Origin of the sequence: Companilactobacillus muriivasis (assembly GCF_036246245.1) — a bacterium.
GTDB classification, from domain to species: domain Bacteria; phylum Bacillota; class Bacilli; order Lactobacillales; family Lactobacillaceae; genus Companilactobacillus; species Companilactobacillus muriivasis.
Genome location: NZ_BTTQ01000005.1, coordinates 132,176 through 153,621, shown reverse-complemented (window position 1 = coordinate 153,621; position 21,446 = coordinate 132,176). Strand labels below are relative to the sequence as shown.

General features: G+C 38.0%; 21 protein-coding genes. 10 read left to right on the top strand and 11 right to left on the bottom strand.

Annotated features, from left to right (window positions below; genetic code table 11):
- Positions 1-2 precede the first annotated feature (2 nt).
- Positions 3-764, top strand: a complete 762-nt coding sequence (locus AAA923_RS07380) for a hypothetical protein (RefSeq protein ID WP_338215949.1) — start codon at positions 3-5, stop codon at positions 762-764.
- A gap of 106 nt (positions 765-870) precedes the next feature.
- Here the strand turns inward: AAA923_RS07380 and AAA923_RS07375 are convergent, their stop codons facing one another.
- The 4 genes from AAA923_RS07375 to AAA923_RS07360 form a co-directional block, all read right to left on the bottom strand.
- On the bottom strand, positions 871-2,565 hold the full coding sequence (locus AAA923_RS07375; protein ID WP_338215947.1) for a radical SAM protein: 1,695 nt from the start codon (positions 2,563-2,565) through the stop codon (positions 871-873).
- 396 nt (positions 2,566-2,961) lie between these two features.
- Positions 2,962-4,101, bottom strand: coding sequence for a trans-sulfuration enzyme family protein (locus tag AAA923_RS07370; protein WP_338215945.1), 1,140 nt, complete (start codon positions 4,099-4,101; stop codon positions 2,962-2,964).
- A 442-nt stretch (positions 4,102-4,543) separates the two neighbouring features.
- Positions 4,544-5,203 (bottom strand): histidine phosphatase family protein, encoded by a 660-nt coding sequence (locus tag AAA923_RS07365; RefSeq protein WP_338215942.1) that lies wholly within the window; start codon positions 5,201-5,203, stop codon positions 4,544-4,546.
- An 84-nt stretch (positions 5,204-5,287) separates the two neighbouring features.
- Complete coding sequence (locus AAA923_RS07360) at positions 5,288-5,944, bottom strand: histidine phosphatase family protein (protein WP_338215940.1); 657 nt, start codon at positions 5,942-5,944, stop codon at positions 5,288-5,290.
- A 112-nt stretch (positions 5,945-6,056) separates the two neighbouring features.
- Between AAA923_RS07360 and AAA923_RS07355 the strand changes: the two genes are divergently transcribed.
- From AAA923_RS07355 to AAA923_RS07340, 4 genes are all read left to right on the top strand, one after another.
- Entirely contained in the window at positions 6,057-6,677 is a 621-nt protein-coding gene (locus tag AAA923_RS07355; RefSeq protein ID WP_338215938.1) for an NAD(P)-dependent oxidoreductase, read from the top strand.
- 4 nt (positions 6,678-6,681) lie between these two features.
- Positions 6,682-7,122, top strand: coding sequence for a flavodoxin domain-containing protein (locus tag AAA923_RS07350; RefSeq protein ID WP_338215935.1), 441 nt, complete (start codon positions 6,682-6,684; stop codon positions 7,120-7,122).
- A 142-nt stretch (positions 7,123-7,264) separates the two neighbouring features.
- A complete protein-coding gene (locus tag AAA923_RS07345; protein ID WP_338215933.1) occupies positions 7,265-7,945 on the top strand; it encodes a sunset domain-containing protein in 681 nt (226 codons plus the stop codon).
- Entirely contained in the window at positions 7,945-8,781 is an 837-nt protein-coding gene (locus AAA923_RS07340) for a DNA/RNA non-specific endonuclease (RefSeq protein ID WP_338215931.1), read from the top strand. Before AAA923_RS07345 ends, AAA923_RS07340 begins: the two co-directional genes overlap by 1 nt.
- 36 nt (positions 8,782-8,817) lie before the next feature.
- Here the strand turns inward: AAA923_RS07340 and AAA923_RS07335 are convergent, their stop codons facing one another.
- The 7 genes from AAA923_RS07335 to AAA923_RS07305 all read right to left on the bottom strand — a co-directional run bounded on the left by AAA923_RS07335 (position 8,818) and on the right by AAA923_RS07305 (position 14,658).
- Entirely contained in the window at positions 8,818-9,219 is a 402-nt protein-coding gene (locus AAA923_RS07335; RefSeq protein WP_338215930.1) for a MerR family transcriptional regulator, read from the bottom strand.
- A 613-nt stretch (positions 9,220-9,832) separates the two neighbouring features.
- Entirely contained in the window at positions 9,833-10,147 is a 315-nt protein-coding gene (locus tag AAA923_RS07330; RefSeq protein ID WP_338215928.1) for a hypothetical protein, read from the bottom strand.
- Positions 10,148-10,536: 389 nt separating this feature from the next.
- Positions 10,537-11,526, bottom strand: a complete 990-nt coding sequence (lacD, locus tag AAA923_RS07325) for a tagatose-bisphosphate aldolase (protein ID WP_211257136.1) — start codon at positions 11,524-11,526, stop codon at positions 10,537-10,539.
- 33 nt (positions 11,527-11,559) lie between these two features.
- Positions 11,560-12,504 (bottom strand): hexose kinase, encoded by a 945-nt coding sequence (locus tag AAA923_RS07320; protein ID WP_338215924.1) that lies wholly within the window; start codon positions 12,502-12,504, stop codon positions 11,560-11,562.
- Positions 12,505-12,908: 404 nt separating this feature from the next.
- Entirely contained in the window at positions 12,909-13,424 is a 516-nt protein-coding gene (gene lacB / locus AAA923_RS07315) for a galactose-6-phosphate isomerase subunit LacB (protein WP_041500000.1), read from the bottom strand.
- A gap of 17 nt (positions 13,425-13,441) precedes the next feature.
- A complete protein-coding gene (gene lacA, locus AAA923_RS07310) occupies positions 13,442-13,876 on the bottom strand; it encodes a galactose-6-phosphate isomerase subunit LacA (protein WP_338215923.1) in 435 nt (144 codons plus the stop codon).
- A gap of 17 nt (positions 13,877-13,893) precedes the next feature.
- Positions 13,894-14,658: a DeoR/GlpR family DNA-binding transcription regulator gene (locus AAA923_RS07305; protein ID WP_338215920.1), complete on the bottom strand. Its 765-nt coding sequence runs from the start codon at positions 14,656-14,658 to the stop codon at positions 13,894-13,896.
- 270 nt (positions 14,659-14,928) lie between these two features.
- Between AAA923_RS07305 and AAA923_RS07300 the strand changes: the two genes are divergently transcribed.
- The 5 genes from AAA923_RS07300 (at position 14,929) to ppk1 (ending at position 21,354) form a co-directional block, all read left to right on the top strand.
- The gene (locus tag AAA923_RS07300; protein WP_338215918.1) at positions 14,929-15,441 is read left to right on the top strand and encodes a PTS sugar transporter subunit IIA; all 513 of its coding nucleotides are present in this window, start codon (positions 14,929-14,931) and stop codon (positions 15,439-15,441) included.
- Between the two features lie 17 nt (positions 15,442-15,458).
- The gene (locus tag AAA923_RS07295) at positions 15,459-15,764 is read left to right on the top strand and encodes a PTS sugar transporter subunit IIB (protein WP_338215915.1); all 306 of its coding nucleotides are present in this window, start codon (positions 15,459-15,461) and stop codon (positions 15,762-15,764) included.
- A gap of 26 nt (positions 15,765-15,790) precedes the next feature.
- Positions 15,791-17,209 (top strand): PTS galactitol transporter subunit IIC, encoded by a 1,419-nt coding sequence (locus AAA923_RS07290; RefSeq protein WP_338215914.1) that lies wholly within the window; start codon positions 15,791-15,793, stop codon positions 17,207-17,209.
- Positions 17,210-17,949: 740 nt separating this feature from the next.
- Complete coding sequence (locus AAA923_RS07285; RefSeq protein ID WP_338215912.1) at positions 17,950-19,329, top strand: DUF2252 domain-containing protein; 1,380 nt, start codon at positions 17,950-17,952, stop codon at positions 19,327-19,329.
- 21 nt (positions 19,330-19,350) lie between these two features.
- On the top strand, positions 19,351-21,354 hold the full coding sequence (gene ppk1, locus AAA923_RS07280) for a polyphosphate kinase 1 (RefSeq protein WP_338215910.1): 2,004 nt from the start codon (positions 19,351-19,353) through the stop codon (positions 21,352-21,354).
- Positions 21,355-21,446 lie beyond the last annotated feature (92 nt).

The following is a 21,446-nucleotide window of genomic DNA, read 5'->3' as shown; positions in this document are numbered from 1 at the left end:
CGATGAAAAAAACACTAATGATTATTGTGTCCTTATTAGTATTTGTTTTACCTCTGTCGGCGTATAGCGTTAATGCTTTGAATAGTTCGAATGCTCAAGAAATTAAGCGAGAAGAATCCGCAAAATTGATCAATCGAAATCAGAAGATTTGGCAGAATCATATTGCTAAAGCTGATGTTATTCATAGCGACGAATTTAGCACACGCAAGGCATTTATTAGTACATCACTTGAACAGTTGCAGAATCACAGTCAAACCGTGATTGAGGGGACTGTTTATAATCTTCAGAAGATGAGTAGTCCGGAAGAAATGTCTTATACCAAGGCCACGATTTACGTTAATCGAGTTATCAGTGGTGATACGTCATTGAAGGATAAGCAGATTTATTTGGCTCTTGATGGCGGCTTAGTGTCCTTTGACCGTTGGTATTCGCATAGCGGTAGACCAAAAAATCAGAACCGTGAGATGCTTATTAAAAATGATGAATTTCCATTGCCAAAGATTGGTTCTAAGATAATTGTTGGTTTGATTCCAAATCATTTGGATGAACCAACTGAGTATAACGTGGCTTTGAAACGAAGTGGTTTTACAATCAATAATTCTTATGCCATCGAAAATCCACGTTATAACGTCTGGGTCAAAGCTCCTGATGCAACCAAGTATCAGCTGAATAATTCTAAGATGCGTCGACAAACTAATGCCCAACAAACTCAAGATTTACAAAAGTTAACTCAACAAATTAATCAAAAATACAACAACAAATAGAGCAGTAATCCAAAATCGGATTACTGCTCTATTTGTTTAAGCGGAAAAAGCTATGCTTTGTTGCACGTTTAAGGCAGAAATAGTTATGTCAAAGCCTCATTATTAATTAGTTGTTCATTAATTCAGATAGTAGTTCTTTAGCTGATTCTTGAAGGCTGTCTTTTGACTTATCATACCCAAGATGAGTATAAATTTCGCCGACATAAATCTTATCTTGATAGAGTTTATTGAATACTTTATCAATAATAGGACGAGTCTTTTCTTCTTCTTGAACAGGACCGAATGGGTTGGCAAAGAATGTTGTACTCATACCGACTTCATCAGTTGTCCCAAGGGCTTTACGCTTACCAGCAATAAATGTAGCCTTAGCGTGATCTTCATCAGGGAATTGATGCAAACCAATTTCTGAATCGTAGTTATTTGCGTAGACCCACATGTCGATTGAATGATGTTCGACCACATGCTTGTAAGTGTTGGCAGGTAAGATAACACGGGCATTCTTGAGCTCAGGGTTCAAGTAGATACCACGATCCATATTATTGAAGGCGACAGAACTGCTCAAGTCATCCAAACGAACGAATGCACCTGTTTCAGTACCTTGGGCGTAAACGTTGCCTTCTTCATCGAAAGCAAAGCTACCCATATCGTCAAAAATGGTTTCAATGTTAATGATTTTATCATCAGCGACTTCTTGTAACGCTTCAATTGATTCAGACTTTCCGGCACCAGAGTCACCGAAGAAGACAACTGACTTAGTTTTACCATTTGAGAAGCTGATATTAACCATTGAACCATGAATTGGCAAACGGCTTTCATAAATCATGTGCAAGTTGTGAACGGTTAGGCACATCTTCTTCATATAACCGAAGTAAGTTGTCTTATCGTTATAAGGAACTTCACCGACCCAAATATCATTTTCTTCATCGTGATAGTAGTGGCTGACGTCACCCTCAGTCTTTTTGAGACCGAAGAGAATAATTTCATCAGGCTTTTGTCCGGCAATACTTTCTGCATCAGCGACTTCAAACAAGTTAGCTAAAGCAATACCACTGACAAAGTAATCGCGATGGAAGTAGATGAATGCTAAACTTTCACCGATTTTAGCAGGGAAACAGTACCAGTCTTTTTGATCACCGTCGAATTTATCGATAGGATTGTCTTTAACGGCACTGAAAACACCTTCACGTTTATTACTCTTAGTGTGCATCATCATTGGTGGACGCAACATGATTGTATCCAAGAAACGAATGCTTTCTAGAGCTTGATAGTTTTTGGGAGCAGCCCATTTAATTGATTGAGTTAGAACACAGGCATTAGTACCAGCGTTGATTTGACGATAAGTACGGTTAGAAAATCCTTGGATTTTTTCTTCAATAGCACGATAAAGGTGAAGCACGACTTCATTGAAACGGTTGTCGATGTTCATGAAATTGCCTTTAACAATGGCACTGCTGTGCTTATTGATGAGAGAAACTCTAAAGTATGAACGGTAGTATGAGTAGAAATCTTCAATACTCTTTAAAATCTGCTCATTACCATATTTTTCATATGTAGGTTTATCGTCGATTAAGACAGCTTTCAGGATACTGATGTAAGTATCAGCTTGTAAACCTTCTACCTTATTGGTTACAGCTAGTTGACTCTCTTCTAGGTATAGGTCGACTAAATTGTGAAAACCTTTGCTGTTGATTAACTGAAAAATATCTTGGACGTATTCTTCGTTGTAATTAATTACGGCAACTGATCGATTAGGATTAATATAAAAGGCCTTTGATTCGATAGCTTGTAATGAATTAGACATATGTTAAAGTTCCCCTTTCAAAAATGAGATTAATGACAGTTTATAGCATTTTTCAGTAAATAGACAGTAAAAATTAGAAAAAATTTAATATTGTCAATATTACAAATCGTACTAATGTTGAAATTACGGGAAAATTAGACGTATATTTAAAAGATTTCAAATAAAAAAATTATTTTATTAAATTAATTGTAATATGGGGTCCGTCTCCAGAACTGAGAGTATTCATCTGCTGCGCGGCACGGTTCGAGCCAAAGAGCGGTCTCGGACCTCGGTTGAAGCCTTTTCAAAGACCGAAAAGTCTCCAACACGTCCGGTGGTGTAATGGCTAAAGCCATAACGCCACTTTCGCTGCATATGAATACTCTCAGTTCTTCCGACTAATTGGGTTTAACAAATTTATATTTTATCGAATGCTTGCTTCAAATCTCCTAACAAATCTTCTTCATCTTCGATACCGACAGATAAACGAATTAATTCATCTGTAATGCCGTTTTGTAGACGAATTTCTCTAGGTATTGCGGCATGTGTCATCACGGCTGGAACTTCGATCAAACTTTCAATTCCACCTAGGCTTTCAGCTAAATCAATTAGTTTCAAACTTTCGACGAACTTCTTAGCATCAAGGCCTGGTTGAAGTTCGAATGAAATCATGGCACCAAAACCTCGCATTTGTTTCTTGGCTACGGCATAGTCAGGGGAATCGGGTGCCCCTGGATAGTAAACGTTGGCAACTTTGTCATTATTTTTTAGATAATCGTAAACTAGGTTGGCATTTTCTTGATGGATGCGCATTCTAACGCCGAGTGTCTTGATACCACGCATTAATAGCCAACTGTCATCTGGTCCTAAGACGCTACCAATGGAGTTTTGTAGGAAAGCTAAGTCTGCAGCAATTTGCTTGTCATTTGTGACTGCTAGGCCTGCTACGACGTCACTATGACCACCGAGATACTTAGTAGCACTGTGAACCACGATATCAACGCCGAGTGTTAGTGGATTCTGATTGTATGGTGTCGCAAAAGTGTTGTCGACGATTGTTTTGAGATTATGTTTTTTTGCAATGTCCGCTACTGCCTGAATGTCAGTGATTTTGAGTAGTGGGTTAGTTGGTGTTTCAAAATAAATGGCTTTGGTATTTGTTTGAATAGCATCTTCAACTGCTGTTAGGTCACGAGTATCAACAACACTAAATTCTAAACCAAAACGTTTTAGAACCTTATTAACTAAACGGAAGGTTCCACCATAAACGTCATTACCAATGATGATGTGATCACCGGTAGAAAATAGTGAAAAGACGGTGTGAATAGCTGCTGATCCTGAGGCGAAAGCAAAACCGTCAGTTCCGTTTTCAATTTCAGCAATCAATACTTCGAGTGCTTGACGAGTAGGGTTGCCAGTTCGAGCGTATTCCCATTTTGGTTCAGCTCCAAGTTTGTGCTGGTGGAATGTTGATGAACGATAGACAGGTATTGAAACTGCTCCTGTTGTTGGATCTTCGCTGATACTGCTGTGGATTAATTTTGTATTGAATTTCATAGTGATATATTCTCCTTTGATTTTTGGGCGTAAAAAAAAGGGTGCAAATCAAATTGATTTGCACCCTACGCGTAAGTTACCAGTAGTCTAGTCTGATTTTAAGCACTCAAACTGACGGCACGCATAGAATGCGAACCGCAACAACATAATGATGTTTGAGCATTGATTAAAATCATTGTCTTGACCTCCAAGTAATTGATGTGTTGAGAATATATTAATTAATTTATTTTGTCAAATTTAATATGCGGTTTTGTCTCCAGAACAGAGAATATTAACCTGCTATGCGGACCGGTCCGAGCCACAGTGCGGTCTCAAACCTCGGTTTTGAGCCGAAGACCGCGTCTCAAAACTCGCCCGGTGGTGTAATGGCTAAAGCTATAACGCCACACCCACAGCTGGTTAATATTATCTGCTCTTCCGACTAGTTGATAAGTATATATATTTAATAGAGTAATTGATTGTAACTTGTTACTTTGTTTTTACCGTTATCACGTGTCATCATTGTTAAACTAGAATTTCTAGGACTTACCGTTACGTCAAAATCACCATCGTTATAACGGTCGGTGATTGAACGGATTGTTGTTCCGTGTGAAACTAATAGAATTTTATCGCCATCTTTAGCAATTTTGTCGAGTTTTTCGAATCCTTTGTTTACACGGTTCCAATACTCTTCAGCGTTTTCGGCATCGTGAAACGGATCGGCTTCTTTCATGAAGTCTTTAGTGGCATCCATACCATACTTGGCAATAATTTCGGCAAAACTCTTGGCACCGTGGGGTTCTCCAACCATGAACCATGCTTCGGGAGAATTCATTCCCTCGTAATAACCGTAGAATTCTTCACGAAATTCCATTAATTTTTGAGGTGTGATTTTATCGTGGTTGATATTTTCATCCACAATTAATTTGCAAGTGTCGATTGCTCGTCTGGCATCTGAAGAAAATGCGGCCGCAAAGTCGACGTCTTTCAAAGCATGTGCAGCTTTTTTAGCAACCTCGACTCCTTCTGGGGCAAGGGGAGTATCGGACCAGCCTTGCATTTTATTGTATTTGTTAAACCAAGTACGTCCGTGACGAACAAGGTAAATTTGGTATTTTGCCATTATTAAAACTCCTCATTAATATGTGTAATTTAAGTGTAACGCACTCGTCTGCAAGCTGAAATGCTGTTTTAGAGATTCCTCAGTTTAATCAGTTATCAACGATTGATTGTATTTGGTTACCTTATTAATGCCATTGTCGCGCTCCATGATGGTCAAACTTGCGTTGGCAGGAATATCATCAACTTTCAAATTGGCCGTCTTGTAACGAATGGCAAAGCCCAATATAGTAATGCTGTGAGTTACTAAGAGAATTTTGTCTCCATCATGAGCAATTCGATCAATTTTCTTAAATCCACGATCGATTCGGCTCCAATATTCTTCAGCGCTTTCGGCGTCATGTAATGGATCAGCCTCTTTAACGAAATCCATGGTGGCGTCAAAGCCATATTTTTTAACAATATCGGTAAATGTTCTAGCTTGATGTGGTTTTCCAATGGCAAACCAAGATTCATCAATACTGCGGCCTTCAAAATAGCCATAGAATTGTTCTCTGAATTCGGAAAGTTCTTGGGGAACCAAGTTATTTATATTTCTTCTTGTAATGATACGTGTTGTATCGATTGCACGTTTCATATCAGAGGTCATGGCAGCTGCAAAATCAACGGTTCTTAAAGATTCAGCAGCTTTTTGTGCAACGGCAACGCCCTCGTCAGTTAGCGGAGTATCGGACCAACCTTGCATCTTTTCATATTCGTTGTACCAAGTTTTACCGTGTCGTACTAAATAAATTTGATATGCCATAATTAGCGCCTCCCAGCACGATAAGTTTACTATATTAGAAGCTTATCTTTGGTTATTTTGCTTATGATTATGTAAAGTGAATATGTTGATATAATTTGGAGGTAGTGGATTTATGAAAATAGCAGTAATTGGAGCAAATGGTAAGGAAGGTTCTTTGATTGTCAAAGAGGCTTTAAGTAGAAATTTGGATGTGACTTCAATCGTACGTGATGCAAAGAAATCACCAACTGATAAATGTTTGGTAAGAGATGTTTACAGTTTGAAAGCTGAGGATATTAAAGATTTTGATGTATTGGTTGACGCTTTAGGATTCTTTGGACCAGCTGTTAAAGAATACGTCCCTGCAATGAAACATTTGATTGAAATTATTGGGAATGCTAAAACTAGATTATTGGTTGTTGGTGGCGCAGGATCACTTTATGTTGATAAGGCTCATACAACTAAACTTTACCAACAAGCTGATTTTCCCGATTCTATTAAACCTTTGAGTGAAGAAATGGGCAAGTCATTGGATATTTTGCGTGATAGTAAGATTGATTGGACATTTATCAGTCCAGCAGCCGATTTTCAAGCTAAAGCAGAACGCACTGGAAAGTATGTTTTAGCTGGTGAAGAATTAACTTTTGACGAAAATGGTAAGAGTGAAATAAGTTACGCTGACTTTGCATTGGCAATGGTTGATGAAATTGTAGCAGATAAGCATTCCAAAGAACGTATAAGTGTAAGGTGGTAATTCAATGAAGATACTTTTAACGTATACAAGCATGACCGGTCGTAATGAAAAAATTGCTAATTATTTGGCCGATTATTTAAAAGAAAAAGGCGCCGACGTCGATTTAGAAGAAATTATCGATACAGATGCCTTTGGATTGTCCGATTATGACGCTGTGATCGTAGAAAGTTATACATATCACGATGGTGAAGTTCCTGACGAGGCTCAAGATTTCTATGAGGATTTAGCTGACATTGATTTGGAAAGAACTAAGTTTGCAGTGTTAGGCTCTAGTTCTAAGAAACATATTCATTTTGGACGTGCGGTCGATTATTTCACAATGCAACTTAACTCCAGCAATGGAGAACAGGTTAGCGATTCTGTGAAGATTGATCAAGACCCAGATGAAGATGATTTCAAGCGAGTTAGAGATTTGGGCGATAGAGTTTTGAAGAGTTTGAAATAAAGAGTACAAAAATATCCGGGACTTTTATGAGTTCTGGATATTTTTTTGGAGAAATTTACGTATACGGCAAGTTATCATCTTGTACCGGATAAATTTCTCGGATAAGATTGAGTTAACAAATTCGAATAGGGGGAAACAGGGGATGACAAGAATAGTCGGTGTCGTGGCGTTTGGATTTATCATTTATTTTATAGTCAAAATGTTCAAGACTCGTAAGTTAGTTAAGACGATTCAGAACAAAAAAGTCCGAAAGCATTATCGTAATGGCTTATTACTAAGTATTTTAATCATGATAATCACGCTTGGTTTTGGTGGCGGTGGGACTACTGAACAAACCGATTCCAAGCAAACAGGCAGTGCCGAGACTATTAAAGTAGTAAAAAAGCAGAAGTATATCGGTAAGGACAAGTACCAAATTGCCAAAAAAGAGAATGTAGCTTTACTTGCTAAGAAAAAGAAACTTCAAGAACAAGCAGATAGTCTACAGTCGCAAAAGGATAAGATTGCTAGTGATGAAGCTGCTGCCAAACAAAAAGAACAAGAACAACAGGCAGCCGCTCAAAAGCAACAAGAAGAGCAAGCAAAACAGCAACAAGAACAAGCTGCAGCTACGCAGAAACAGCAATCGCAACAGTCTGCATCGCAAACTCAAACCAAAGGTGATATGAATACATCTGATTCAGGATCCATTGTTGGAAATGTTAATTCGCACATCTACCACGTCCCTGGTCAAGCCGGTTACAACATGAATTCATCTAATGCAGTCTATTTTCACAACGAGCAAGAGGCCATCAATGCCGGTTATAGGAGGGCAAAACGCTAATGAAAAAGTTAGTTAGATTTTTAGTTTTATTAGCTTTAGTTCCGGCCACAGCAACGGTCACAACTCAAAGTCAGGCTGCTTCTAAGAGCAATGTTAAAACTGAATATGTGAAGAATTATTCTTACCAAAAGAAAACTAAGAAGTTAGTTTCAAAAAATAAACAACTCAAGAAATCAATTTCTAAACTTCAACGAGAGATTGCGGATAATCAAAAGTTTCTTGACGATCACAACAACAAGCCAACGCAAACAGCTGCCAATACTGATTTGGCCAATATGAATTACAACGGCACGCAGGAAATAGTCGTCAATAACAATAATCCTAGTTTTAACCAAGACGATTTGAGTATAGCTAAAGGTGCTTGGCAACAATATGGCGACCTCGATAATCTCAACCGAGTTACTGCTGCTAATGCATTGTTGAATATTTCACTGATGCCATCAGCTAAACGTGAACCTTTGCACTGGAATCCAACAGGCTGGCATAATAAAAGAATTAATGGTGGCTGGCTCTACAATCGTAGTCATTTAATTGGGTATCAGTTAACCGGTCAAAATAATAATCCTAAAAATTTGATGACTGGAACACGGTCGTTAAATAGTCCAGAAATGTTAGCTCACGAAATGGATATTGCTTATTATTTGAAACAAAGTAGTTCGCATTATATTAGATATCGTGTTACACCAGTCTTTCGTGGGGATGAATTGTTGCCACGTGGTGTTCAGATGGAAGCACAATCAATTGGTGACAACGCCGTTCACTTCAATGTTTACATTTTTAATGTTCAGTCAGGTGTCACACTAAATTACGCAGACGGAACGAGTCAAATTGGATAAAACTCAAAAAAGACGATCACAATGTGACCGCCTTTTTTACTGACTAAATCTTCTTGCAGCACTCAAGCTATCCTTCTTAGTACCTTTAATAATAGCTTCTTCTAACCTAATCTTTTCATCCAAACAATTTAAACGCTCAGTGGCCGCATCAAGGTCTGACTGGGCTTTTTTTCGTTGCTCTAACAACAATGCGTGACGTTTTTTTAAAGCTGCAGGACCGGTTTTCTGACTCAATTGTAAGTACGCTTGAATTTCAGAAAGCGACAATCCCAAGTCCCTTTGAAACTTAATACCTTTCAGCCAAGTGATGGATTCATCGTCGAAAACTCTTTCACCGTCAAAATCACGCTGAATGGAAGGGACCAGACCAAGGTCACAGTAATAACGAATAGTTGGAATTGAAAGACCGACCGTTTTACTTACTTCAGAAATTTTCAAGAATAATCACACCCTTTGAAATGAACTTTCAAGGACAAGGGTAGCATCTTTACCGACCGATTCTGATTACATAATGTCAATGAGGTGTGTGGACTGAAATATTCCGCCGAAGGTCGTCAATAATATAGTCCGCGTGGGGACCGGTCCGAGCCAGAACGCGGTCTCGAACCTCGATTTGAATCCTTGCCACAGTTCGGCAAGTATCCAAACTCGTCCCGTGGTGTAAGAGATAAAGCTCTAACGCCACCTCCACAGCTTGACTATATTATTGACGACCTTCGGCTAGGTTTTCTGGATTTGATAATGTCTAAGATTTTTATGTGTAAGTCTTTAAATATGAATATATATATTCTGAAAACATAAAGTGAAAATAAAAGTATAAATTGGCTGGAGGGTTCGAGGAAGTAAGGTGCCAGCAGTTGTAGTGGTGTTAGGGCGTTTCGCCCTTACAGCACAGGACGTGTTTTGAAATTCGCGTACTTTGAAGTTCAAAACCGAGGTGAGAGACCTTGCGCTCGAACCGGTCCAACAGCAGGCAGCCTTACTTCTTCGAACCCGGAGGCGGTAAACAAAAAATCCCCCAAATCCAAACGGATTCAGGAGACCTAATTTGTTATTTCTTAGACTTATTAGTAGCTTTCTTAAAAATAGAACTAATGATAAATATAATCACAACAGCCATAAAGACAAACGTGACAATCGTATTGATGTAATCAAGACTAGCAGGCAATTTAACAAAGTTCATCAGTGTGATATAAACACAGTAAATAGCGATGAAAGTCAAAAGAATCGTATCACCAGTCCAAACTTTCTCTTTATCACGATGTGAGTATTTTGAGATCATATAGATAATGTAAATGACAATCAATAATACAGCAACCATTGATGTAATAGCGTTTCTAGCCAATTCAAAGTTAGCAGGTACCATAATTTTACCCCCAGATAAAATTTCTAAATAATATAGTGTGTTAAGTAATAATGTGTTTTAAACATTGTTATTAATTATAGTCGTATATCCGAATAATTAGTATTTTTATATTAAATTGCAGCAGATCAACTAGTTGGAAGGGAAGAGAATATTCACCCGCTGTGGGTGTGGCGTTACAGCTTTAGCTGTTACACCACCGTGGAGACTTACCGGTCTTTGGTAAGGCTTCAAACCGAGGTGTGAGACCTTGGCTCACGCCGGTCCGCATAGCAGGTGAATATTTCTCTTCCCTGGAGACGGCCCAAAAGAAAAAACTGGAGATTCCTGAACAAAAAGATTGTCCAAGAAACCCCAGTTTATTCAAAGTGCATAATTTTTAAAGTTTTAAATTAGTCTTTTGAAACTTTTTCTTTCCATGAAGTTGCAGTTTCAGCAAGAACTTCGTTCAATTCTTCGATGTTCTTCTTACCTTGATCGTTCATCCACTTCTTACCAGCTTCTTCACCATCTTTGGCGAATGGTTCGATAGCACCTCTCCATGTGGCACGTCCACATAGAACACCATTGAACTTAGCATCAGCATCTTTAGCTAGGTGTAGTTCATCTCTGAAGGCCTTAGCTGTAACACCGGCACTCAAGAAGATATATGGTAAGTTTGTAGCATCGCTTTGTTCCTTGAAGTACTTGATAGCTTCATCCTTTGTGTAAACAACAGGGTTGTCGCCGTTAAATCCTTCAACGTAGTCAAGGTTAATAGGAACTTCAACCTTCAAAACATCGATGTTGTACTTAGGCTTTGAGAATTCTTTCATAGCTTCGATAACCTTGTGTGGCTTTACCTTAGCATATTCGGCACTCTTAACGTCACCAATTGAGTCATCGTATGTAACTAATTCAACGAAGAAAGGAATATCTTCAGCAACACATTCGTCACCAATTCTTTCTACAAAGGCTTCCTTTTGGTCGATGATTGATTTATCTTCATCTGGATCGATGTAAAGCAAGAACTTGATTGAGTCGGCTCCGGCTTCCTTCAAACGACGTACTGACCATACTGAGATCAAATCAGGTAATCTACCTGGTTCAGTTGCATCGTAACCAGTCTTTTCATATGAAACTAATAGACCTGAGCCTGCTGCTCTAACCTTTGATGCTGGAAGACCATATTCTGGGTCCAAAAGAATAGCTGAAGCATAAGGTGTCAATTCAGAAGCGATAGCTTTCTTGAATTCAACGATATCTTCTTCGTTAGCTGGCTTGTTTGCGGCTGCGGCTAACATCTTCTTTAGTGAACCACGTTGGTCAATAGCAAGAGCTGCAATAACTCCGTTCTTGTCAGACATTTTTTCTAGTGCTGCGTACTTTTTTGCTGTTGTCATATACATTCATTCCTCCGAATAATAAATTAAACATTAGTACTTAACTATGTCTACCTTTTCAAAATAATCCTCATACTGACTAATGTCAATATTTCCAGTCTTTTCCTGTAAAGTATTTAGGATACCGACTGTCATAGCTCTTTTCATAATATCTTCTGGTTTTTCATCTTTTACTATACCTGCGGCTAAACCAGCTACAGTGGAATCGCCTGATCCAACAGGGTTAACGGCGTGAATTTTTGGAATGTTTACTTTGAAGAAGTCATTTTGGTATTTAACGAATGCGCCCTGTGAACCTAGTGAAACCACAACCCAAGGAATTCCTTGGAAAATTTCTTCGGTTGCTAATTTGTCTTTCAAGTCGTTCAAATCACTGATTTCTTTACCAATTAATTGAGCGATTTCATCTTGATTAGGTTTAATCATAAATGGCTTAACGTCGCTTTCTAGAGCTAAACGTAATGCCTCGTTAGAACTATCCAGAATAACGGGAACATTATGATTAGCAGCGACATTTACCATCTTGGAATAAAGGGCCTTTGATAGGCCTTGTGGTAAACTTCCAGAGATTGTTACTAAATTGAAACTACTTACTTGATCGTCGAAATGCTCTAGAAAAGCGTTTTCGTCGTCTTTTGAAAGGATAGGACCTGCTTCAAGAATCTCAGTTTGGTCACCATTGTCGTGTAGAATAGCGATACAATTACGAGATTCTTGACTGATCTTCATGAAAGCGTGATCGATGTCATTTTCATCAAGTTGATTAGTAATGTATTGGCCGATTGTTCCACCAATAATTCCTGATGCTGTGACATCAACGCCGAGTTGCTTGAGAACCCTTGTAACGTTTAATCCCTTACCACCAGCTGTCTTGGAAACATCCTTAACACGATTGACGGTATCAATATTCAGATGTTCTAGTGGATAGGAGATATCAACTGAAGGATTCATTGTGATTGTTAAAACTGAATTACTCATTGTGCGGACCCCTTTATTAAATTTAAAATAGTCTGATTCAGACCATTAAAAATGGGTTCTATGAAACAAAACCTCTCAAAGTTAGTCCAGCTTGATGCATTGTACCGTGTGGTTCAGTGCATCAAGCCGGGCTAACTTTTTTATTTCATATAGCCCTGATGAGTTACACAATGGCAGCTCACTTTTTTTATTTTTTTTGATTGGATTGGAAGGTTAGGGTGGGATTGCCTTATATATATAGGGGTTGTTAGACTTCTTTATATAGGCAGTGGCTCTAAAACGAGTTCCGCAAGCCAATTTCTTCCGCTTTACATACCTTCCCAAATCGTCCGCAAGGTGCGCGAACAATTCGTGAAGCTACGTAAATGCTCGGAAATTCCCAGGCTTGCTCCACTCTCTATCTTTTAGTCGTGATAGAATCCTTCGTCCCATAGCTTCATTTCGTGATCGTAGAAGTGTGGATTGTCGTGTTGGTCTGGATTGTCTTTTGATTCAACGGCATCAATCTTCTTAACTAGATCGTCATCTTCACCTAAATAGTCAGCAGCAAGGAATGTCTTAACGATTTCTTCAGCTAGATGTTCACCGACAACGGCACCACCAAAACTGATAACATTAGCATTCAAGTGTTCTTTGGCATACTTAGCTGTTGTTGTATCAGCAACTAATGCAGCACGAACTCCTTGGTTCTTGTCAGCAGCTGTTGAAATACCAACACCAGTACCACAAAGTACGACACCATAGTCGGCTTTGCCATCACGTACAAGGTTAGCTACACGTAATCCGTAGATAGGGTAGTGAGTTCTTGTGTGGTCATATGTACCAACATCAATAACCTTGTGACCCATAGCTTTTAACATTTCTGAAATTTTGATTTTAGTATCTGTAACAATATGGTCGTTTCCTAATGCAATAATCATAAATTGATTTCCTCCTATTAATATAGTTTTTCTAGCATGTCCAAACGGATTTGGTGACGTCCACCGGCGTATTCAACACCTAAGTATTCATCGACGATTGATTCTGCACGTTTGTTACCAACAATTCCAGCACCAATAGCAATTGCTTTAGCACCGTTGTGTTGTGTTGTCATGTGAGCTGTATTTTCTTCAGTAACGTTAGCTGTTACCATTCCGTGAATCTTGTTACTTGCCATGGCTGAACCTGTACCATATTCATCAAACATGATTCCACGATCTGTCTTGCCATCAAGTACGGCATGAGCAACTGCAACTGATGAATCTACGAAATCAGCAGCTGGTTCTTCTGAAAGGTCTACAACTTCGTAGCCTTTGCCTTCATTTTCAAGATAACTCTTGATGTAATTTTTTAATTCAAATCCTGCTTTATCTGAAGCTAATGCGATTTTCATAAAAATATTCCCTCCAATTATTTGGTAATAAGTCTTACATATTGTTGATAATAATCGATAGTCTCTTTTGAGGTGCTCTTGTTAGTCACAAGATAATCTACATCGTCCAAACTATAGAAGGTATAGAAATCATTACGATTCAACTTATATCTATCTGCAACAATGTATTTCGTCTGTGAGTTATTTAAAGCGACGCTTTGGATTCGACCTTCTTCGGTGTTAGCAGTCATAATCTGAGAATTTTGAATCCCATTGACCCCGACGAATGCTTTGTCGAATTTCAATCCATTCACAGCGTTGCTTGCCAAAGCACCGATTAAAGTTCCTGAACGGCTACGATAAATACCACCAGCTAAAATCAATTCACAATTAAGATCTGAATTTTTAAAGCTTTCAAATACAGGAATGCTAATCGTTACGACCCTCAAAGAATTAATATCTTTAGTAATGTTTTGAGCAATCAATTCAAGCGTTGTTCCTGGACCGATAAAGACAGTATCGAAATTGTCGATTTGGTTAGCTGCCAGTTTAGCTAGTTCTTGTTTTTCCTTAATATGTACCTGGCGTTTTTCTACGTGAGAAGCTTCCTCTAATGGAGAAACGCTAATTTTTTGTGCTCCACCGTGGATCCGGATTAACTTGCCAGATTCTGACAACTCTTCAAGATCACGACGGATGGTCATATCAGAACAATTCAATAATGTAGTTAAATAGTTAACAGTAACGATGTCGTTCTTATCTAATTCCGATAGTATCTTTAGAAAGCGTTCTTTCTTTAACAAAAGATCACCTCTTTTTGTTTACTATTGTTCGTTACAAACATAATTTAGCATTGGAATGTTCGCTTGTCAATCATTTTTGATAAGTAAGTGTTTATTTCTTTGTAAGCATTTACCTTATTAATCTATCAAGAAATCTGGCGGTCCATTGCTATATATAGGAAAGGTTATTTATGGTCTTATAATTTTATATTTGGTATTGACACATTTTGTGCAAGCGTTTACTATTGTTCTTGTAAACAAAAACAAACAAACAGGTAGGTGATGGTGTTAATGGGTGAATTAGCTGCTGATCAACTATTTAGCGAAAACGAAGTTTATATTTCTAAAGCTTCTACACAAGAGGAAGTGTTTCGCGAAATAGCAGATTCTTTATTAAAGAAGGATCTTGTAACTGAAGACTTCATTAATAATTTATTGGAACGTGAACAAAACTATCCAACCGGAATTGATATGTCAGTTGTATCTCCAAAGATACCAAATATAGCTATTCCACATACGGAGAGCGAATTCGTCAAAGCACGAATGATTGTTCCTATTAAGTTAGACAAAGAAATTTCTTTCCATAATATGATTGATCCATCGAAAGAATTTCCAGTGAAGTTTTTGTTCATGATTCTTAACAATGATCCAGAAGGCCAATCAAACATTTTGGCACAGATCATGGACTTCATGGCTCGCACTTCTGAAAACGAGCTCGTACCATTCTTTAAGAGTGACAATCCTAAAGAAATCTATTCATTCTTGAATAGAAAATTTATTAAATATGCTAAGAGCAATGAATAAAAAAGGAGAGTGTAATTATGTTTAAGATTTTAGCTGCTTGTGGTGCCGGAGTTAACTCAAGTCACCAAATTAAGGATGCCTTGGAAACAGAAATGGGCAACCGTGGATATGATGTTCAAGCCGATGCCGTTATGGTTAAGGATATTACAGAAGATATGTTGAAGGATTACGATCTATTTACACCAATCGCTGCCACAGATCTTGGATTTACACCAAGCTGTCCAGTTGTTGATGCTGGCCCTATCCTTTATAGAATGCCTGCTATGGCCAAACCAGTTTATGACCAAGTAGAAGAAGTTATTAAGGAAAGTGGCAAAGCATAAAAACGTTCATCTAGGGGGAAACGGATATGTCAGGAATTATTGATTTTGCCAACGCGATATTCAAACCGTTAATTGATCTTGGTGCCGCACCAATGATGTTAATTGTTTTGACTATTATCGCTTTGATCTTTAGAGTTAAATTCTCTAAAGCTTTGGAGGGTGGTATTAAATTAGCCATCGCTCTTACCGCTATCAGTGCCGTTATTGGATTGTTGACAACAGCCTTCCAAGACGCATTGAATGCGTTTGTTAAGTCTACTGGTATTCAACTATCAGTTACTGACTTAGGTTGGGCTCCACTTGCTACTATTACTTGGGGTTCACCTTACACATTGTTCTTCTTGCTTGTTATGGTTATCGTTAATATCGTTATGATCGTTATGAACAAGACAAACACACTTGATGTTGATATTTTTGATATTTGGCATCTAGCTTTCGTTGGTTTGCTAGCAATGTTCTTCGGTGCTAACTTACTAATCACTACATGTTTAGTTATTTTCATTGGTGTTTTGAAGATTATCAACTCTGATTTAATGAAACCTACTTTTAATGATCTATTACATGCACCAGCTTCAAACCCAATGACAACAACACATATGAACTACATGATGAACCCAATCATCATGGTATTTGATAAGTTATTCGATGTTATCTTCCCATGGTTAGATAAATTTGACTTCGATGCTGCCGCATTGAACAAGAAGATTGGATTCTGGGGAAGCAAATTTGCAATTGGTATTTATTTAGGTATCTTTATTGGTTTACTTTCACACCAAGGTGTTAAAGAAATCTTTACACTATCATTTACAGCTGCTTTCTGTTTGGAACTATTCTCACTTATCGGTTCATGGTTTATCGCCGCTGTTGAACCATTGTCACAAGGTATTACAGACTTTGCTAACAAGAAACTTAAAGGTCGTACAATGAACGTTGGACTTGACTGGCCATTTATCGCCGGACGTGCTGAAATCTGGGCTGCCGCTAACGTTTTGGCACCTATCATGCTTCTTGAAGCACTTGTATTACCTGGAAACAAGATCTTACCTTTAGGTGGTATCATCGCCATGGGTGTTACACCAGCTTTGCTAGTTGTTACACGTGGTAAGATTATCCGTATGATCGTTATTGGTGCTATTGAATTGCCTCTATTCCTATGGGCAGGTACATTATCAGCACCTATGGTTACAGCTACAGCCAAGAAGCTTGGCGCATTCCCTAAGGGTCTTGCATCAGGTACAATGATTTCCCACTCAACTATGGAAGGTCCTATTGAAAAATTCTTAGCTTACTTAGTTGGTAACGCTTCAACTGGTCAAATTAAATTTATTCTTTACGCTGCATTAGCACTTGTTGCATACCTATTGATCTTTATCTGGTACGCACAACAAATGAAGAAGAGAAACAAGATTTATGCTGACGAAGCTGCTGCTAAAGCTGCTAAATAGTATATGAATGTTTTAAAAATCCCGAATATTTGATTCGGGATTTTTTTTGCGTTCTGCCGTCTCCAGAGATGAGAAGTATTTCGCCTGCTATGCGGTACGGTTCGAGCCAAAGAGCGGTCTCGAACCTCGGTTGAAGCCTTTTCAAAGCCCGAAAAGTCTCCAACTCGCCCGGTGGTGTAACGGCTAAAGCCGTAACGCCACTTTCATAGCTGGTGAATACTTCTCATCTCTTCCGACTAGTTAAGCATCATTATATTGAGCAAGTATGATTAAAAGTTTGAATGTATATTTATTTGGTTGGGTCTAGTGTCTTGAAAAATATTTTAAGTAGTGGCGATAACTTTTTGAGAATACTTAGATTGTTTAAAAACCCTAGGAATTATATAGATCAATTCATCGAAAAAATTAGTCGGAAGGTCAGAGAATACATACCCGCTGTGGGTGTGGCGTTAGAGCTTCAGCTCTTACACCACCGGGCGAGTTTGGAGCCTTACCGAACTTTGGTAAGGCTTCAAACCGAGGTTCGAGACCGAATTGTGGCTCGGACCGGTCCGCATAGCAGGTATGTATTTCTCTGACCTGGAGACGGCCCACATATTAATATTTAGTTATTAAATCTCAACAGTTTAGTCATACTTAAGAAATATATTTTAGTATAGTAAACATTAATGTAAAAAATGTTGAAAGCTGACGGTTATTGGTGCCAGCTATTGTATAATAATCTTGAGGAGATGACCGGTATGAGTAGAACACCATATACGTATCAAGATACTGATGCTTTTAAAAGTACGGAACAATTAATTATCAGAGGTCGTTTTTTTGCGACAACTGTTTCTGATAAATTTGATCAATTTGAACCCGAAAAAAGAAATATCCACAAAATTCTGAATATCAAAAACAAACTATTAGTTCCAGAACTTTTAGCAGTTAAGCGTGAGAGAATGTCGAAGTCGCTCTTTGCTTTCTTTCGCGGAACCGTTGATGTGATGCATTATGACATGTCGCGGAATGAGAACAGTGGCATCAAAGTATTAGTTGGTGGCGACGCTCATCTCGGTAATTTCGGTTTTTACGGTTCTTCTGAAGGCCAATTACTCTTTGATATGAACGATTTCGATGAAGCCCATTTAGGTCATTGGGAATATGATTTAAAACGATTGTTGGTCAGCGCCTTGCTGGTTGCTAGAGCCCATAACTTCGTTGAAACTGACGTTCAGGAATTTTTGTTAACGGTTGTCGATACTTATTTCGACACCTTGAAACACATGACAAAAATTTCTGAAATGAAGCGTTTTATTTTACCAAATACACTCCAAAATATTACCGAGATATTTGGTATGCTCAAAGATAATGAGGAGTACTTCCAAGAATCATTCAATAATATGATTGCTAAAAGTATTAAGAAAGCTCAAAAGAGCAATTCTCGTTTAGTGATTGAAAAATATACTGAGGTCAGTGCCAGTGGCGAACGTCGTTTTGTCGAAAATAAGCCGGTGACACAGCACATCAGTGAGAAAGACTATAAGAGTGTCGTTGATGGATACAAGAGTTACAAGAAGCATCAACGTAGCGATGTCAGACTGTTTTTGGAGGATTTCGATATTATCGATATCGTCCGTCACAGTGTCGGTGTAGGGAGCGTGGGAACTCTTTGTTACTTGATTTTGCTACAAGATTTGGACAGTAATTACTTGGTACTCCAGGCTAAGCAAGCTTTGCCAATTTACAATGATGATAAATTGTACTCTGACGATGAGATTAGTCAGGGTCAAAATATTGTTAACAGTCAATTGATTTTGCAAAGCGCTTCAGATCCATTCTTGGGAGCCTTCGATACGAAGAAATATAGTTTTTACATGCGTCAATTTAAGGATATGAAATCATCTATTAACCTGGATAAACTAGATTTTGAATCATTTGAGGATTATACAAAGGTTTGTGTCATTCTACTTGCCAGAGCGCACTCACACTCACCTAACTATCCGTTGATTATTGGATTTGGTGAAGAGTATGCAGATATTGCCAACTCATTGATGAACTTTACCAATAGTTACGTCAAACAAGTGGAATATGATTACGAATCATTTAAAAAAGAACAGAGGGATGAAAGACAAAAATAGAAATGAAGGTTAATTAGCTATATGAAGGATAAATATTATAATAGGGATTTAAGTTGGATATTATTTGATAATCGAGTCATTGATCAAGCCTATGATGAAAAGGTTCCGTACTTGGAAAAAATGCGTTTTTTGGCCATTGCCTCAAACAATTTGGACGAATTTTTCCGTGTCAGAATGCACAATATTCATACGATGGTTAAGCAAGATAAATCAGAAAAGCGAACTGGTATGTCTGGGGAAGAGATCCTCAGTTTAGCCTATGAATTTAATACTCGTAATATTGAAAAACAATATACTGCCTACCACGCATTGATGAAAGAAGGCAAGGATAGCGGCCTATTTAAGTTGATGAAGTATGCAGATTTGAAGGATTCAGAGAAGAAGTATATCAAGAAGTTTTATAACAAAAAGATCGTGCCTAGATTAGACATGCAGCGTTTCATGAAGGGATTCAAATACCGGCGTAACTTGAATTTATTGATGGAAACGCCTAACTATATTTACACATGTCCAATTCCGGAAGATCTCGGCCGTTTGGTTGAAACTGGTGTCGATAATCACTACATCTTAATTGAAGATGTAATTCGCCACTGCGCCTCGGATATGATTAGAAAGTATAAAATTTCTAAATTCTACGTCTTCCGGGTTACTTACGACCAAAATAAGCCATATGACTTTTTGGATGAACATCTGTCTGATGAAGAATATCTGAATAAGATGATTAACTATGTCGATACTCGTGACCTTCGTAAGATTACTAGAGTGGAATTTGCCTGCAATGGTGATAAAAAAGGTCGAGAATACTTTGCTAAATTACTCAATATCAGTAAGAAGAGTGTTTACAAAATTCCAGGACCAGTTGATCTCAAATTCCTCGGTAATATTTTCAAACTTTATAAAGACCATCCAGATTTAGTCTTCCCACCATTCGAAGCATTGCAATGGAATAAGACCAACAACATGTTGCAGTATTTGGATAAATCACCAATTTTAGTCCAATATCCATATGATTCATTCCACGTCTTTATCGACTATTTGGAAACTGCCGTTAATGATCCTAAGACAACTAAGATTTGTATCACAATTTATCGGACGGAAGATAATTCTGATTTATTGAGATTATTGAAAGAGGCTGCCGCAAAGGGGATTGATGTTACAGCTGTGGTTGAATTGCGAGCTCGTTTTGACGAAGTTCACAATATTGAAGTTGCCAAAGTTCTGAAAGAATCGGGCGTAAAAGTTTTGTTCGGCGATAAGATCAATAAGGTTCACTCGAAAATCTGTTTAGTCTTACATGCTGATAATACTGGCTATGTTCAAATTGGAACAGGAAACTATAACGCTATAACGGCTAATGTCTTTTCTGACGTCAGTTACTTTACAAGTAAACAAGATTATATCGACGACGCCACTAAATTTTTCAATTATTTGATTACTGGCGAAAAGTTGCCATATAAATATTTGACCGCCTCACCAAATGGTATTAACGATATGGTGATTGCCAATATTAAAAAGGCTGCTGAAGCTTACAAACGTGACGGTCAAGGTGAAGTCTTCATGAAAGTTAATGGTTTGACCGATGTCGACATTATCGATGCAATTTATGATGCGGCTAAAGAAGGTCTACCATTTAGACTGATTGTTAGAGGACCTTGTTCATTGAAGATTGGTGTTTGTGGACCTAAGGAAGATATTCGTATCAAGAGTATCGTTGGGGAACTGCTAGAACACAGTCGAATCTTCAAGTTCCAATATGGTAGCGATCATACTGATATTTGGATTTCATCAGCTGATATGATGACTAGAAATCTCGAACGTCGGGTGGAAATTGCTGTTCCTGTGATTGAAGAAAAACCTAAACGTCAATTGTTGAAGATTATTAAGATGTTTTGGAGAGATACTGAAAACTCCTATCATCTCAATGATGAGGGTAATTATGTTAAAACCCATGTTCATCATGGTATTTCGGCTCAACAAACTTGGTTGGACCGTTTGCAATATCGTAAATATATCCATACAAAGTAAAAGTACGTAAAAAAATCCTTCAATTTTTTAAGATTGAAGGATTTTTTTCGTACTTTTGATATTATTTTTAATTCTTGGTTATATAGGCAGTG

What these genes read in the sequence shown, in the direction of transcription:
- AAA923_RS07380 (WP_338215949.1), top strand. Translation starts at nt 3, where the DNA reads ATGAAAAAAACACTAATGATTATTGTGTCCTTATTAGTATTTGTTTTA.
- AAA923_RS07375 (WP_338215947.1), bottom strand. Translation starts at nt 2,565, where the DNA reads ATGTCTAATTCATTACAAGCTATCGAATCAAAGGCCTTTTATATTAAT.
- AAA923_RS07370 (WP_338215945.1), bottom strand. Translation starts at nt 4,101, where the DNA reads ATGAAATTCAATACAAAATTAATCCACAGCAGTATCAGCGAAGATCCA.
- AAA923_RS07365 (WP_338215942.1), bottom strand. Translation starts at nt 5,203, where the DNA reads ATGGCAAAATACCAAATTTACCTTGTTCGTCACGGACGTACTTGGTTT.
- AAA923_RS07360 (WP_338215940.1), bottom strand. Translation starts at nt 5,944, where the DNA reads ATGGCATATCAAATTTATTTAGTACGACACGGTAAAACTTGGTACAAC.
- AAA923_RS07355 (WP_338215938.1), top strand. Translation starts at nt 6,057, where the DNA reads ATGAAAATAGCAGTAATTGGAGCAAATGGTAAGGAAGGTTCTTTGATT.
- AAA923_RS07350 (WP_338215935.1), top strand. Translation starts at nt 6,682, where the DNA reads ATGAAGATACTTTTAACGTATACAAGCATGACCGGTCGTAATGAAAAA.
- AAA923_RS07345 (WP_338215933.1), top strand. Translation starts at nt 7,265, where the DNA reads ATGACAAGAATAGTCGGTGTCGTGGCGTTTGGATTTATCATTTATTTT.
- AAA923_RS07340 (WP_338215931.1), top strand. Translation starts at nt 7,945, where the DNA reads ATGAAAAAGTTAGTTAGATTTTTAGTTTTATTAGCTTTAGTTCCGGCC.
- AAA923_RS07330 (WP_338215928.1), bottom strand. Translation starts at nt 10,147, where the DNA reads ATGGTACCTGCTAACTTTGAATTGGCTAGAAACGCTATTACATCAATG.
- lacD (WP_211257136.1), bottom strand. Translation starts at nt 11,526, where the DNA reads ATGACAACAGCAAAAAAGTACGCAGCACTAGAAAAAATGTCTGACAAG.
- AAA923_RS07320 (WP_338215924.1), bottom strand. Translation starts at nt 12,504, where the DNA reads ATGAGTAATTCAGTTTTAACAATCACAATGAATCCTTCAGTTGATATC.
- lacB (WP_041500000.1), bottom strand. Translation starts at nt 13,424, where the DNA reads ATGATTATTGCATTAGGAAACGACCATATTGTTACAGATACTAAAATC.
- lacA (WP_338215923.1), bottom strand. Translation starts at nt 13,876, where the DNA reads ATGAAAATCGCATTAGCTTCAGATAAAGCAGGATTTGAATTAAAAAAT.
- AAA923_RS07300 (WP_338215918.1), top strand. Translation starts at nt 14,929, where the DNA reads ATGGGTGAATTAGCTGCTGATCAACTATTTAGCGAAAACGAAGTTTAT.
- AAA923_RS07295 (WP_338215915.1), top strand. Translation starts at nt 15,459, where the DNA reads ATGTTTAAGATTTTAGCTGCTTGTGGTGCCGGAGTTAACTCAAGTCAC.
- AAA923_RS07290 (WP_338215914.1), top strand. Translation starts at nt 15,791, where the DNA reads ATGTCAGGAATTATTGATTTTGCCAACGCGATATTCAAACCGTTAATT.
- AAA923_RS07285 (WP_338215912.1), top strand. Translation starts at nt 17,950, where the DNA reads ATGAGTAGAACACCATATACGTATCAAGATACTGATGCTTTTAAAAGT.
- ppk1 (WP_338215910.1), top strand. Translation starts at nt 19,351, where the DNA reads ATGAAGGATAAATATTATAATAGGGATTTAAGTTGGATATTATTTGAT.